Here is a 14,044-nt window from a genome sequence, read left to right as displayed (position 1 = left end):
TCGCATAGCGATAGCGTTTTATTTCCTGGAGACTGAAATGGACGATAACAAAGAAAAGGCGCTCGCAGCCGCACTCGGACAAATCGAAAAGCAATTTGGCAAAGGCTCAATCATGCGTCTGGGTGATGACCGCACTATGGACATCGAAACCGTATCGACCGGCTCTTTGTCTCTCGATATCGCCCTAGGTGCAGGTGGCCTGCCTTTTGGTCGTATTATCGAAATCTATGGCCCAGAGTCATCAGGTAAAACGACGCTGACGCTAGAAGCGATTGCCGAAGCACAAAAAATGGGTAAGACCTGTGCCTTTATAGACGCTGAGCATGCCCTTGACCCTATTTATGCGCGCAAGCTGGGTGTGGATATCGATAACCTTTTGGTCTCTCAGCCAGATACCGGTGAGCAAGCGTTGGAAATCGCTGATGCACTGACACGCTCGGGCGCTGTCGATATGATCGTCATTGACTCGGTAGCGGCATTGACACCTAAAGCTGAGATTGAAGGCGAGATGGGCGACTCACACATGGGTCTGCAAGCGCGTATGTTGTCACAAGCGATGCGTAAGCTCACAGCCAACATCAAAAACAGCAATACCATGATGGTATTCATCAACCAAATTCGCATGAAAATTGGTGTGATGTTTGGTAACCCAGAAACCACGACTGGGGGTAACGCGTTAAAATTCTACGCCTCGGTTCGCCTGGATATTCGCCGCATTGGTGCGATTAAAGAAGGTGACGAAGTGGTGGGGAACGAAACCCGCGTCAAAGTAGTAAAAAACAAAGTCGCTGCACCCTTCAAACAAGCTGAGTTCCAAATCCTTTACGGCCAAGGCATTAACTTGCAAGGTGAATTAGTGGACTTGGGCGTAAAACACAAGCTGGTAGAAAAAGCTGGTGCTTGGTATAGCTACAAAGGCGATAAAATTGGCCAGGGCAAAGCAAACGCATGTAAATACCTAAAAGAAAACCCGCACGTCGCTGAAGAAATCGACACCACCTTGCGTGAGATGCTACTGCAAACCGCACTAAATAACGAAGCGGTAGACGCGAACGCGGAAGCAGAAACCGAGGACGACCAGCTGTAATGGCCGCGTCGTGCCAAGAGGTCGCGGTGGGTTTATTGGCCCGCCGTGACCACTCTGTTCACGAACTGCAGCAAAAACTGTCGCAACGCGGCTTTGACCAAGACACCATCGACATCACGCTGGAGCAGTGTCTGGCGCGTGGGTGGTTGGATGATGCCCGCTTTGCGGCCAGCTTGTTGCGCCAAGGTGTGAGTAAACACCATGGCTGGTTACGTATTTGCCAAGACGCCAAGCGAAAAGGTATCGACACTGAGTTATTATCACGCGCCGAACAGGAGCAGGAGGTTGACTGGTATGCGCTAGCCAGAGAGACCGCAGAGCGTAAATATGCCGATCTCGATGGTCGCCTTCCGCCTGCCGAGCAAAAGGAAAAAGCCAAACGCATGCGCTTTTTACAGTCACGTGGCTTTAACTTTGATCAAATCCAATACGCACTCAGTCACGACGATCCGGACACGCATTTCTAAACCAATCCCACTCTGTCTCTTTTCCGCACGCGATCGGTTGTTTACAATGGCGTAAATAAAACCATGCTTCCATCGCGTCACGACCATATCTGGTTGCTAACGCAATATTCGATTATCAGGATTAGCCAATGTATATGAGCACTGATGAGATCCGTACAGCGTTTCTCAAGTTCTTTGAAAGCAAAGGGCACCAGATTGTGCCTAGCTCGTCGCTCGTGCCTGCCGATGACCCAACGCTTTTGTTTACCAACGCAGGAATGAACCAGTTTAAAGACACCTTTTTAGGGGTTGAAAAGCGTGACTACACGCGTGCAACGTCAGCACAGCGTTGTGTGCGGGCGGGCGGCAAACACAACGACCTTGAAAACGTCGGTTTTACCGCGCGCCACCATACCTTCTTTGAAATGCTCGGCAATTTCAGCTTCGGTGATTACTTCAAGCAAGATGCGATTCAGTACGCGTGGACGTTTTTGACTGAAACGATTGGCTTGCCAAAAGAAAAGCTACTGGTGACTGTTTACAAAACCGATGACGAAGCGTTCGATATTTGGCACCAGCAAATTGGCGTGCCTGCGGATCGCATTGTGCGTATTGGTGATAAGGAAGGCGGTAAGCCTTACGAGTCAGACAACTTTTGGCAAATGGGCGATACTGGGCCATGCGGACCATGCAGTGAGATCTTTTATGATCACGGTGAGCATATCTGGGGCGGTCCTCCAGGCACGCCAGAAGAAGACGGAGATCGCTTCATTGAGATCTGGAATATCGTCTTTATGCAATTCAATCGTCAAGCTGACGGTACGATGGAGAACTTACCTAAGCCATCAGTGGATACCGGCATGGGGATTGAGCGGATTGCGGCCATCAAGCAGGGCGTCCATTCCAACTATGAAATTGATGTTTTCCAGCAATTGATTAAGCAAGTCGCGGAGATCATCGGGGTTGAAGATCTGACTAACCAGTCTTTGCGCGTGGTGGCAGACCATATCCGCTCTTGTGCGTATTTGATTGTTGATGGTGTGATGCCATCGAACGAAGGGCGGGGCTATGTGTTGCGCCGTATTATTCGCCGCGCGGTTCGTCATGGTAACAAGCTCGGCAGCAAAGACGCGTTTTTCTACAAGTTGGTTGGTCCTCTCGCCACCATCATGGGGACGGCAGGTGAAGACTTGCGTGCGCAGCAAACCATGGTGGAAAAAGTCCTTAAGATTGAAGAAGACAACTTTGGCCGCACGCTTGAGCGTGGCATGTTGATGTTGGAAGAGGCTTTGGACAAGGTTAAGGGTGACGAGTTGGATGGCGAAACTGTCTTCAAACTCTATGACACTTACGGCTTCCCAGCAGACTTAACTAACGATGTTGCGCGTGAGCGCGGTTATCGTATTGATGAAGCCGGCTTTGAAGCGGCGATGGCAGCCCAGCGTCAGCGCGCGCGGGAAGCCGGGCAGTTTGGCACTGACTACAACCAAGCGATAAAAGTGGAGCATGGCTCGGATTTTTGTGGTTACACAGGGACAGAAGGCAGCGGTCAGATCACTGAGATTTTTGTCGACGGAGACACCGTTGATAGCCTGGTATCAGGCGATAAAGCGGTCGTGATCCTTGACCACACCCCTTTCTACGCCGAGGCTGGTGGCCAGTGTGGTGATACAGGGGTGATAGAAACAGACCAAGGGCAATTTACCGTGACGGATACCCAAAAAGCGGGGCAAGCCATTGCGCATTACGGTAGCTTGTCGGAAGGGCAACTGAGTGTCGGGACACAAGCAACCGCCCGCGTCGATGCAGAGCGTCGTCACGCGGTAGCGATGAATCACTCCGCCACCCACTTACTGCACGCCGCGCTGCGTGAGGTACTGGGGGAGCACATTGCGCAGAAAGGCTCGCTCGTCCGGCCTGATGGTTTGCGTTTTGACTTCTCACACCTTGAACCTGTCACCGCTGACGAACTCAAAGCGGTTGAGCGGATCGTGAATCAGCAAATCCGTGAAAATAGCCCCGTGCAGACTGAGGTGATGGATATCGAAGCTGCCAAGCAAAAAGGGGCGATGGCACTGTTTGGTGAGAAGTACGATGACCAAGTGCGCGTATTAAGCATGGGCGACTTCTCTATCGAGCTGTGTGGCGGGACACACGCGACGCGTACGGGTGACATTGGGATGTTTAAAATCGTCTCGGAAGCGGGTATCGCGGCCGGTGTGCGTCGTATTGAAGCCATTACCGGGCAAGCGGCCATTGATAGCGTCTATCAGCAACAGGCGGACTATGAAGCCAAACTTGACGATGCCCAGAGCAAAGCGAAAGCGTTAGAAAAACAAATTCAGCAGCTTAAGCAGAAATTGGCCGCACAAGAAAGTGCTGGGTTGATCAATCAAGTCCGTGAGCTAAACGGGGTAAAAGTGTTGATTAGCCAACTTGATGGCGCGGATAACAAAGCGCTACGTAGTATGGTTGATGATCTGAAAAACCAAATGGGTAGCGGTATCGTGCTGCTCGGCAATGTGGCCAATGACAAAGTCGGCCTGATTGCGGGTGTCACCAAGGATTTGACCGGCACGGTAAAAGCGGGTGAACTGGTCAACCTTGTCGCGCAACAAGTGGGTGGCAAAGGCGGTGGTCGTCCTGATATGGCGCAAGCGGGGGGCAGTGATGTGAGTGCACTGCCTAGCGCGCTAGCCTCAGCAGAGACATGGCTCACTGAGCAGTTGTAATACACTTTTGTTTTTATTGAAAACTCAAGAGGGTCGCGTATTGCGACCCTTTTTTGTGATCTAGATTAATAATTGCACTTTTTTTCTGATTCTGTATAGTGCAACGCCTTAAGCGCTGTGTCAGCGGTAAGACGTGATATTGGTTAGATTTTGTCGCCACGCTGGCCAATGCAGTACAGATTTCTCTTACACTGTTATCTCAGGTCAATCGCCTCCACGGCTAACGGCATGATGATAAAACAGTAAATTTCTCTGCCCTTTTCTGGATATGGTGTGATAATTCGGCCATAGTGTGGAATACGGACGCGAGTAAGCGCCCGTATTGGCATCATGAGCAGGGAAAGAATCCAACGATCACAGGTAACGGGCCGATACGCTGGCGGGTTATCTGGCTCAGACACTAATTGAATAAGTAAAAGATTGATACTCAAGGAGTAGAAGCATGCTGATTTTAACTCGCCGTGTGGGCGAAACCTTGATGATTGGTGATGAAGTCACTGTCACTGTATTGGGTGTAAAAGGTAACCAAGTCCGTATTGGTGTGAATGCACCGAAAGATGTTTCGGTTCATCGTGAAGAGATCTACATGCGTATTCAGGCCGAAAAAGGCGCGCCTTCAGGTGGTCAGAGCGACTACTAACAAGGCAAGAAGAGGTCGACCACAGGTCGGCCTTTTTTATCGCCGCTTTTCCCATAAAATCAGAATGAAACGGCGATAAATCCAACAATAAAATCGGGCTGTGGGTGATAATTGTCCATTTGTTGGTGGCAAGACGATTTTTGCCAGAAAAGTGTTTGACATATATGTGGCTCAAAGTAATATGTGCACCCGCAGCGACGGTGAGGTGGCCGAGTGGCTGAAGGCGCTCCCCTGCTAAGGGAGTATACGGTTTGTAGCCGTATCGAGGGTTCGAATCCCTCCCTCACCGCCATGTTGTTGCAAGCAAGATAGATGCGCGTCCGTAGCTCAGCTGGATAGAGTACCTGGCTACGAACCAGGCGGTCGGAGGTTCGAATCCTCCCGGACGCGCCACTACTTGTGGTGAGGTGGCCGAGTGGCTGAAGGCGCTCCCCTGCTAAGGGAGTATACGGTTTGTAGCCGTATCGAGGGTTCGAATCCCTCCCTCACCGCCATGATTTACAAGCCTGCCTTGTAGTAAGATGTGCGTCCGTAGCTCAGCTGGATAGAGTACCTGGCTACGAACCAGGCGGTCGGAGGTTCGAATCCTCCCGGACGCGCCATCTCTTCACGGAAGACCCGCAAGATTGTTCATGATGAACGTAAGATTGACGACACGCGCTCGTAGCTCAGCTGGATAGAGTACCTGGCTACGAACCAGGCGGTCGGAGGTTCGAATCCTCCCGAGCGCGCCATCTTCAATCTTAGCCAATCCGTCAGCGCGTCCGTAGCTCAGCTGGATAGAGTACCTGGCTACGAACCAGGCGGTCGGAGGTTCGAATCCTCCCGGACGCGCCATTTTGGCTCCCCTTCGCACATCGCCTCGCGACATGACTTGTCGCCAATCGGGCAAAACCGACCGTTTTCGCGTCTTCATCCTCGTTTCTGTGACGTCCTCTTATTTCAACACGTTTACCTTCTGGCTGTTTATCGTCCCGGAATGTTTGTCGTGCCCGGCTATCAACGATCTTGGTCGCTTTCGGAAAAACGCTTTTTCCATAAGTGCCACAGTCGTGAGGCTGGCATTGCTTTTCTCGACAGTCGCGCGCAGCCGCTCGCCGTTGTTATTCGCCTGCTGACCGTGAGTTTGCATAAACATCCCGTTGATCCGTCTTTTTTAATCAGTGAGTGAAAAGGCCCATTAACGGACGCTATGAGGTAACAAAAACGCAATAGTCAGATTGTCATTTATGCGAATTGTTAGTATTTTGAACGCCGATGATGAATTTGCCACCAAGATAAATGGATAATAACGGGGGCAATCACTGCTTCGATGTAAGCAAGAGTGAGTGTGACAAGGAAGAAAATCATGGATTTAGGCCCGCTTTTAGAACAGGCAATGATGCTGATGTTAACTGGCATGGTTGTTGTGTTTGTATTTCTCTCGATATTAATTTTTTTGGTCCGCCAACTGGAACGTTTTGGCGACCCTATCCCACCTGCCGCGGCGAACGCGGCCGCTCAGCCCAAAGCCCAAGCTGCACCTGACGCATCACAGCCGTCATCGGATGTGATTGCCGCTATTACTGTGGCTGTTCAGCAGTACCGCCAACGTCACCGTTGAGTGGTCAGGCACATATAAAAAAGGAGTTTGTTATGTCTACGCCGTTAGCTATTACCGATGTGGTATTGCGCGATGCCCATCAGTCGTTGTTTGCCACACGTCTGCGTTTGGACGATATGTTGCCAATTGCTGCCGAGCTGGATCAAATTGGTTTTTGGTCATTGGAAACCTGGGGTGGGGCGACCTTTGATGCTTGTATTCGCTATCTGGGTGAAGATCCTTGGGTACGCTTGCGAGAGCTCAAAAAAGCGATGCCAAATACCCCGATGCAGATGCTGCTACGTGGTCAGAACCTGTTAGGTTATCGCCACTACGCTGATGATGTGGTGCACAAATTTGTCGAGCGCGCACATGCAAATGGCATGGATGTGTTCCGAATTTTTGATGCCATGAATGATGTCCGTAACTTCCAAGCAGCAGTGGGGGCGGCGGTGGATGTCGGTGCGCATGCGCAAGGCACGATCTCCTACACCACCAGTCCAGTGCACACCATGGACACTTGGACAGATTTGGCCAAACAGTTGGAAGATCTTGGCTGCCACTCGTTATGCATTAAAGACATGTCTGGTTTATTAAAACCTTATGAAGCACACGAGCTTGTAAGCCGCATCAAAGCAGCCTGTGATATCCCCTTATCCTTGCACTGCCACGCGACGACGGGGCTATCGACGGCCACAGCCGTCAAGGCGGTTGAAGCAGGCTTGGATGTACTCGATACTGCCATTTCTTCCATGAGCCAGACATACGGACATACGCCGACGGAAACCGTGGTGGCGATGCTCGAAGGCACTGAGCGTGACACGCAGCTTGATCTGAACAAGCTAGAGTCGATTGCGGCTTATTTCCGTACTGTGCGCAAAAAGTACGCGCAATTTGAAGGGCAGCTCAAAGGGGTCGACTCACGTATTTTGATAGCACAAGTGCCCGGTGGCATGCTGACCAATATGGAGAGCCAGCTCAAAGAGCAGGGGGCGGCCGACAAAATGGACGAGGTGTTAGAGGAAATTCCTCGGGTTCGTGAAGATTTAGGCTATATCCCCTTAGTCACCCCGACCTCGCAAATTGTCGGCTCTCAGTCGGTCATTAACGTGCTAACCGGTGAGCGCTACAAGAGCATTACCAAAGAAACGGCAGCCCTTTTGAAAGGGGAGTATGGGAAAGCCCCCGCGCCGGTTAATGCCACCCTCCAGGCTCGCGTGTTAGACGGCGAAGAGGCGATCACTTGTCGTCCTGCCGATAAACTGGCACCGGAAATGGATGCCCTGACCCAAACACTGACCGACAAAGCCGCGGCCGAGAATGTCACCTTGGCGGAGCAGACCATTGATGATGTGCTGACTTACGCCCTGTTCCCGCAGGTGGGATGGAAGTTCTTACAAAACCGAGGTAACCCTGAAGCATTTGAACCGGCACCAACCGGGGAGCCAGCCTCTGCGTCCGCCGCTCCTCAGCCATCAGGCAGTGGCGACGTGGAAACCTATAGTGTGCGTGTTAACGGCCAGGTCTATCAGGTAGATGTAGGGCCAGATGGGGCGCTGGGTGACATTCAGCCAGTGAGTCAGGTGTCAGCGTCGGCGAGTGCGCCAGCCCCTCAAGCCGCACCAAGCAACCTTGAGCCGGTAACGGCACCTTTGGCAGGCAACATCTTTAAAGTGATGGTGACCCCTGGTGAGCACGTGCAGGAAGGTGATGTCCTAATCATTTTGGAAGCGATGAAGATGGAAACCGAGGTGCGGGCAGCCCATGCGGGCACTGTCCAAGATGTACAAGTGAAAGAAGGCGATGCCGTGACCGTTGGCATGCCGTTATTGCACTTAGGATAAGAGGGCAGCATGGAAGGATTAATGATCCTGTGGTCGGAAACTGGACTGGCAAACTTCCAGTGGCCACAGCTTGTAATGATTGCCGTGGGCTGCCTATTACTCTTTTTAGCGATTCGGCGCGGCTTTGAGCCCTTGCTTTTGTTACCTATCGGTTTTGGGGCGATATTAGCGAATATTCCCAATGCGGGCTTTAACGAGCCGGGCGGCCTGCTTTACTACGTCTATCATGTCGGGATTGATACTGGCGTGTTCCCCCTCCTGATCTTTATGGGGGTGGGGGCGATGACCGATTTTGGCGCGCTGATTGCTAACCCGCGCACCTTGTTGCTAGGTGCGGCGGCACAGTTTGGTATTTTTGCCACTTTGTTTGGTGCCATTTTTCTTAACTTGGTGCCAGGCATGGCGTTTAGCCTGCAAGATGCGGCCTCCATCGCGATCATTGGTGGTGCGGATGGGCCGACGGCTATCTTCCTCGCCAGTCGATTATCGCCGGACTTGCTCGGGGCCATTGCCGTGGCGGCGTACAGCTATATGGCATTGGTACCGATTATTCAGCCCCCGATCATGAAGTTGTTCACCTCTGCAAGTGAACGCAAGATTGAGATGAAGCAACTTCGTCATGTGTCGAAAACCGAGAAAGTGCTGTTTCCGTTGGCGGTACTGATGATGACCATCTTATTTTTGCCCTCGGCAACGCCACTGGTTGGTATGTTCTGCCTCGGTAACTTGATGCGAGAGTGTGGCGTGGTGGATCGCTTATCGAGCACTGCCCAGAATGAGCTGATCAACATTGTTACCATTTTTCTCGGTCTGGCTGTGGGCTCCAAATTGGAAGCCGACAAGTTCCTCCAGTTTGAAACCCTAGGCATCTTGGTATTGGGCGCAGTCGCGTTCAGCATCGGGACGGGAACAGGTGTACTGATGGCTAAACTCCTTAATCGCTTTAGCCGCGACCCTATCAATCCATTGATTGGTGCGGCTGGGGTGTCGGCGGTTCCCATGGCGGCCCGTGTAGTTAACAAGGTCGGATTGGATGCTAACCCGCATAACTTCTTACTAATGCATGCGATGGGGCCAAATGTGGCTGGTGTCCTGGGGTCTGCGGTGGCGGCCGGTATTTTGTTGGCGCTGGTTGGCTAACCGTCAGTGATTTGACACCAAGCAGATAAAAAGAAAATAGCGGTAGGCATTGAGTCTGCCGCTTTTTTTGTTAAGACTAGAGGTTTACGCTTTGCAATGGCTCTGTGCTTAATCTCTTCGTTAAGGCAAATACCATTACTGTATACGCCAGCATAAGCACAATGGCATGCGAAAGGAGTCAATATGTCGAACAATCTCTCTCTTGCAATCACTGAATTTGGCGCACCAGAGGTACTTACCCCGGTCAACCGTTCGATTCCTTCTCCCTCTGAAGAACAGGTGCTGATTCAAGTGAAGGCTGCAGGCGTTAACCCCATTGATGCGAAAACGCGTGCCGGACTCGGCTGGGCCGCTGAGCATAATCGCGATCATTTGCCTTGGGTGCCTGGCTATGATGTTGCAGGTGTTGTGGTGGCGAATGGCACCAATGAAAGCAAGTTTGATGTTGGGGATCGTGTCGCTGGGATGATTGGCTTTCCGACCGAAGGCGGGGGATACAGCCAATATGTGGTCGCTGATGCCGGGTTATTATCAACAGTACCGCCAAGTGTGCCAATGGTGGATGCCGCTGCAGTGCCATTGGCTGGGCTGACGGCTTGGCAAGCGCTTGAGCATGGCAAACTGGTGCGTGATGAAAAAGTATTGATTTTAGCGGGCGCCGGCGGCGTCGGGCACCTTGCGGTGCAGTTGGCCGTGCGTCTCGGGGCGCAGGTTTATGCCACTGCCTCTGAAAACAATCATGCCTTTCTACGTCAACTGGATGCGACCCCGATCGATTACCATCAAGCGCATTGGGCCACCGGCAATGGTGAATTTGATCTGGTGATTGATTTGGTGGGAGGAGACACCGCCATTGATGCATTAGCAAGCCTAAAAACAGGTGGGCGTATCGTCACAGTCCCCACCAATACGCGCGATACCATTACCTCCGCCGCTGCCGAGCGAGGGCTGAAGGCGACAGGTATGTTGGTTGATCCAAATACTTGGCAGACCCAGCGATTGCTCGATATGCTGGACCAAGGTGAACTTAAGATCGATATCGCTGCGGTCTACCCGCTTGAGCAGGGCGCGCAGGCACATTACGCACTCGAGGCAGGCCATACTCGCGGTAAACGTGTGTTGGAAATGCCTTCGTCTTAACCTCAGGGCTTCGTCTTCCGGCTCTCGTCGAGTTGATGAGGCCGTGGCGTCGTAGAGAGTTCGCGCTGAACCAATGATAATACATGGGGTCGAATGGACGATTGGGTGCTGCTGGCAACGCTGTTTGCCACCAGCTTTTTAGGTGCGACCTTATTGCCAGGTGGCTCTGAGGCCAACTTGGTGTATTTATTAACTCAGCACTCATTCGCGGATGGGATCGTTGTGGCGATTGCCACGGTAGGCAACACACTCGGTGGCATGACCAATTACGCCATCGGGCGTTGGCTGCCTGATTATCAACCGCATCAATCATGGCACCGCCGAGCGCTCGCTGGGCTGCAACGCTATGGTTATGCTGCCTTGCTATTAAGCTGGGTACCGATTGTTGGTGATCCGCTTTGCGTGGTTGCCGGTTGGCTGCGCCTTCGGCAATCTTGGTGCTGGCTGATTATCTTTGTTGCAAAAGCATCGCGCTACCTAGTGATTGTCATCTCAATCCGTTGGGTAGCGGGTTAGGAACTATCATATGCCACGTTTATTGCTTGCCACGTTTTTCTTTCTATCTGTGTTGTCTGGATGCCAGTTGACTGGCTCAGCCCCAACCCAAACACCTGAGGGCGTCACTTGGATTAAAACCGTCGCGCCTCCGCCAGGGAGTGCGCAAGTCCCGTATCAGCAATTTGAATTAGATAATGGACTGACGGTGTTGTTGCATGAGGATCACTCCGACCCTCTTGTCAATGTTGATGTACGTTACCATGTGGGCTCTGCCCGAGAAGAGCCGGGAAAATCAGGCTTTGCGCATTTTTTTGAACATATGATGTTTGAAGGCTCTGAGCACGTAGATGATCACGGAAAACGTATTAAAGAGGTGGGGGGCTATAACAATGGCTCGACCAATCGCGACACCACCCAGTATTACCAGACCGTACCGGCCAACGAGCTTGAGCGTGTCCTTTGGCTTGAATCTGATCGCATGGGCTTTTTGCTGGATGCGGTCTCTCAGCGCAAATTTGAAGTGCAGCGTGACACGGTGAAAAACGAACGGGCATTTCGGATAGACAATGTCCCGTATGGCCGCGTTAACGAGACCATTAATCAAGCACTCTACCCTGAGGGTCACCCATACTCATGGCCGGTGATTGGTTATGTTGAGGACCTTAACCGTGTCGATGTTGGCGATCTCAAGCAATTCTTCCTGCGCTGGTATGGGCCGAACAATGCCACCTTGACCATTGGTGGCGACATTGATGTTCAGACAACCTTAGCGTGGGTGAAAAAATACTTTGGTGATATTCCTCAAGGCCCATCAATACCAGAGGCGAAACCGCAACCGGTCACGCTGGACGGCTCTCGCTTTGTGACATTGGAAGATAAGGTATCGCAACCGGTATTGGTGATGACCTTTCCTACCAGTGTGCCTGAGACGGACACCACGACGCGCCTGGGGGTACTGGCCAATGTATTGGGGCAAGGGCGTGACAGTGTCCTTTATCAATCCCTGGTACAAACGGGGCAGCTGTTAAGTGCAGGCGCATCGCACCAGTGTGGTGAGCTAGCTTGTACGTTTGAGGTCTACGGTGTCGGTCGCCAAGGTCAATCTCTGGCTGAGATCCGTACCTTGTTAGCGCAAACCATGACGCAGTTTGAGGCAAAAGGCGTCAGTGACGAGGATATCAACCAAATCCAATCCATGGTGGAAGCCGATAATATCTTTGCGCTACAAAGTGTCGACGGTAAGGTCTCACAGCTGGCCAGTGATTATACGCTCTACGGTGATGCAAACCGTATGAATCAGCGCCTTTCACGCCTGAATGCGGTGACCCCTGACAAGGTGATGGAAAGCTATCGGCAGTGGATAAAAGATCAGCCCGCAGTAAACACCAGTGTGGTCCCTATTGGACGGACGGACTTGGTCGCTGCGCCCGCGAATTTTATCTATCAACGTCCAGAATATGAACAGGCACAGACGCAAAGCCAGCACGACACGTTAGCACGACGTGAACCCCCAGAAAATTTCGATCGCACCCAGATCCCGGCTCCTAATGGGAGTGTCACGGTTAATGTGCCACGCATTTATCGGGCCGACTTGGACAATGGGATGCATCTGGCAGGCACAGTGAGTCGCGAGACACCCACGGTCACCTTGCAGCTTCGTTTACCTGCCGGCACCTTGATGGAGCCTAACGATCAGCGAGGTATCGCTAACTTAACGGCAACCATGGTGACCGAGGGCGCGGCAGGTATGTCAGCTGCTGAGCTCACTCGAGCCCTAGACAAGCTGGGCAGTCAAGTCAATATCGACGCGGACAGTTACCATACACAAATCACGGTAACATCACTGAAAAAGCATCTGGGTGAGACCCTGAAACTCGTGAATAAAACCTTGCGCGCGCCGACCTTTGCAGAAGAAGATTTTGATCGTGTTAAAGCCCAGTTGTTGGAAGGTCTGGCATCTCGCGCCGATGATGCAGGCTGGCTAGCCAGCCAAGCGACAAACCAGCTGTTATATCAAGATGCCACCTTCCGAGCGCCAGAGGGCGGCGTCGCGGAAGATATTGCAGCGATGACACTTGACGATGTTAAACACTTCTATCGCCAGCACTACGTATTGCGAGGCAGCCAATTGATTGTGGTGGGCGACCTTTCTCGTGAGCATGCGATCAATCTCGCTAACCGGATCACACCGTGGCAAGCGCAAACGCAGCCTACGGCTCAGGTGGCGCGTGCTGTCCCGAAAGACTACGACCAGGCACAAATTTGGCTGGTAGATAAACCGCAAGCCCCACAAACCAGTATTCGTATGGTGCGCCATGGTATGCCATACGATGCCACCGGCCCGATGTTTAAAACCCGCTTGGCCAACTTTAATTTAGGGGGCAATTTTAATGCGCGCCTGAATCAAAACTTGCGTCAAGATAAAGGTTATACCTATGGTGCGCACAGTGGTGTTTATGGAGGCCGGCAGACAGGCACCATAGAAGTCAGTACCGATGTACGTGCTGATGCGACGCACGATGCGATTAAAGCGCTATGGCAAGAGATGGCGCATGCACAAGAAAATGGCTTTTCGGCACAAGAATTGGCCTATCTGCGTCAATCGAGTGGGCAGCGTGATGCGCTGAGTTATGAAACGCCATGGGAAAAAGCAGGCTTGATAGCACATATTGAAGCCTTTGATTTAGACGACAACTACCGAGAGGCACAAAAAGCCTTATTGCAATCAATCTCATTGCAACAGCTGAATGCCCAGGCGGCACGTTGGTTTGATCCTAACGACTATCAAATTATTGTGGTCGGGGATGCTTCTCGTCTTGGTGATAGCTTACGTCAACTTGGCTTGCCAGTGCGCACGTTAGCGCTCGATTACCGATAAGCCTATTTGGATAAACTTACTCCGCTGCGTGATGGCTTTTGAGTAATAGCTTGTTTA

Annotated in this window: 11 protein-coding genes and 6 tRNA genes; 16 read left to right on the top strand and 1 reads right to left on the bottom strand. The window is 51.9% G+C overall.

Annotated elements, in window-relative coordinates; translation table 11 throughout:
• Positions 1-37: 37 nt before the first annotated feature.
• The 10 genes from recA to EHW58_RS04105 all read left to right on the top strand — a co-directional run bounded on the left by recA (position 38) and on the right by EHW58_RS04105 (position 5,742).
• Positions 38-1,087, top strand: coding sequence for a recombinase RecA (gene recA, locus EHW58_RS04150; RefSeq protein WP_046074105.1), 1,050 nt, complete (start codon positions 38-40; stop codon positions 1,085-1,087).
• Entirely contained in the window at positions 1,087-1,554 is a 468-nt protein-coding gene (locus EHW58_RS04145) for a regulatory protein RecX (protein WP_152794935.1), read from the top strand. The genes recA and EHW58_RS04145 overlap by 1 nt, the downstream gene beginning before the upstream one ends.
• 128 nt (positions 1,555-1,682) lie before the next feature.
• Positions 1,683-4,265 (top strand): alanine--tRNA ligase, encoded by a 2,583-nt coding sequence (gene alaS, locus EHW58_RS04140; protein WP_152794932.1) that lies wholly within the window; start codon positions 1,683-1,685, stop codon positions 4,263-4,265.
• Between the two features lie 442 nt (positions 4,266-4,707).
• The gene (gene csrA / locus EHW58_RS04135; protein ID WP_046074107.1) at positions 4,708-4,905 is read left to right on the top strand and encodes a carbon storage regulator CsrA; all 198 of its coding nucleotides are present in this window, start codon (positions 4,708-4,710) and stop codon (positions 4,903-4,905) included.
• A gap of 199 nt (positions 4,906-5,104) precedes the next feature.
• Positions 5,105-5,197 (top strand) — tRNA-Ser (locus tag EHW58_RS04130).
• Between the two features lie 24 nt (positions 5,198-5,221).
• A tRNA-Arg gene (locus tag EHW58_RS04125) sits at positions 5,222-5,298 on the top strand.
• A gap of 8 nt (positions 5,299-5,306) precedes the next feature.
• Positions 5,307-5,399: transfer RNA gene (locus EHW58_RS04120), tRNA-Ser, on the top strand.
• Between the two features lie 31 nt (positions 5,400-5,430).
• Positions 5,431-5,507 (top strand) — tRNA-Arg (locus EHW58_RS04115).
• 55 nt (positions 5,508-5,562) lie between these two features.
• Positions 5,563-5,639, top strand: a tRNA-Arg gene (locus EHW58_RS04110).
• Positions 5,640-5,665: 26 nt separating this feature from the next.
• Positions 5,666-5,742 (top strand) — tRNA-Arg (locus EHW58_RS04105).
• 100 nt (positions 5,743-5,842) lie between these two features.
• Here the strand turns inward: EHW58_RS04105 and EHW58_RS04100 are convergent.
• Entirely contained in the window at positions 5,843-6,043 is a 201-nt protein-coding gene (locus EHW58_RS04100; RefSeq protein WP_152794930.1) for a hypothetical protein, read from the bottom strand.
• A gap of 210 nt (positions 6,044-6,253) precedes the next feature.
• Between EHW58_RS04100 and EHW58_RS04095 the strand changes: the two genes are divergently transcribed.
• From EHW58_RS04095 to EHW58_RS04070, 6 genes are all read left to right on the top strand, one after another.
• Complete coding sequence (locus EHW58_RS04095; protein ID WP_077666525.1) at positions 6,254-6,508, top strand: OadG family transporter subunit; 255 nt, start codon at positions 6,254-6,256, stop codon at positions 6,506-6,508.
• Between the two features lie 32 nt (positions 6,509-6,540).
• On the top strand, positions 6,541-8,331 hold the full coding sequence (gene oadA, locus EHW58_RS04090; RefSeq protein WP_046074110.1) for a sodium-extruding oxaloacetate decarboxylase subunit alpha: 1,791 nt from the start codon (positions 6,541-6,543) through the stop codon (positions 8,329-8,331).
• Positions 8,332-8,340: 9 nt separating this feature from the next.
• Positions 8,341-9,471: a sodium ion-translocating decarboxylase subunit beta gene (locus tag EHW58_RS04085; protein ID WP_152794928.1), complete on the top strand. Its 1,131-nt coding sequence runs from the start codon at positions 8,341-8,343 to the stop codon at positions 9,469-9,471.
• Positions 9,472-9,654: 183 nt separating this feature from the next.
• Entirely contained in the window at positions 9,655-10,611 is a 957-nt protein-coding gene (locus tag EHW58_RS04080; RefSeq protein WP_077606151.1) for an NADP-dependent oxidoreductase, read from the top strand.
• Positions 10,612-10,704: 93 nt separating this feature from the next.
• Positions 10,705-11,127 (top strand): YqaA family protein, encoded by a 423-nt coding sequence (locus EHW58_RS04075; protein ID WP_152794926.1) that lies wholly within the window; start codon positions 10,705-10,707, stop codon positions 11,125-11,127.
• A gap of 10 nt (positions 11,128-11,137) precedes the next feature.
• Positions 11,138-13,987, top strand: coding sequence for a pitrilysin family protein (locus EHW58_RS04070; RefSeq protein ID WP_077578926.1), 2,850 nt, complete (start codon positions 11,138-11,140; stop codon positions 13,985-13,987).
• Positions 13,988-14,044: the final 57 nt, after the last annotated feature.

The sequence above is a fragment of the Salinivibrio sp. VYel1 genome (genome assembly GCF_009377945.1).
GTDB classification, from domain to species: domain Bacteria; phylum Pseudomonadota; class Gammaproteobacteria; order Enterobacterales; family Vibrionaceae; genus Salinivibrio; species Salinivibrio siamensis.
Note: the sequence above shows the minus strand (reverse complement) of the source record. Positions and strands in the feature narration are given on the sequence as shown.

Coding starts and splice junctions, on each gene's coding strand:
- oadA (WP_046074110.1), top strand. CDS start 6,541: ATGTCTACGCCGTTAGCTATTACCGATGTGGTATTGCGCGATGCCCAT.
- EHW58_RS04085 (WP_152794928.1), top strand. CDS start 8,341: ATGGAAGGATTAATGATCCTGTGGTCGGAAACTGGACTGGCAAACTTC.
- csrA (WP_046074107.1), top strand. CDS start 4,708: ATGCTGATTTTAACTCGCCGTGTGGGCGAAACCTTGATGATTGGTGAT.
- EHW58_RS04145 (WP_152794935.1), top strand. CDS start 1,087: ATGGCCGCGTCGTGCCAAGAGGTCGCGGTGGGTTTATTGGCCCGCCGT.
- EHW58_RS04075 (WP_152794926.1), top strand. CDS start 10,705: ATGGACGATTGGGTGCTGCTGGCAACGCTGTTTGCCACCAGCTTTTTA.
- EHW58_RS04100 (WP_152794930.1), bottom strand. CDS start 6,043: ATGTTTATGCAAACTCACGGTCAGCAGGCGAATAACAACGGCGAGCGG.
- recA (WP_046074105.1), top strand. CDS start 38: ATGGACGATAACAAAGAAAAGGCGCTCGCAGCCGCACTCGGACAAATC.
- EHW58_RS04070 (WP_077578926.1), top strand. CDS start 11,138: ATGCCACGTTTATTGCTTGCCACGTTTTTCTTTCTATCTGTGTTGTCT.
- alaS (WP_152794932.1), top strand. CDS start 1,683: ATGTATATGAGCACTGATGAGATCCGTACAGCGTTTCTCAAGTTCTTT.
- EHW58_RS04080 (WP_077606151.1), top strand. CDS start 9,655: ATGTCGAACAATCTCTCTCTTGCAATCACTGAATTTGGCGCACCAGAG.
- EHW58_RS04095 (WP_077666525.1), top strand. CDS start 6,254: ATGGATTTAGGCCCGCTTTTAGAACAGGCAATGATGCTGATGTTAACT.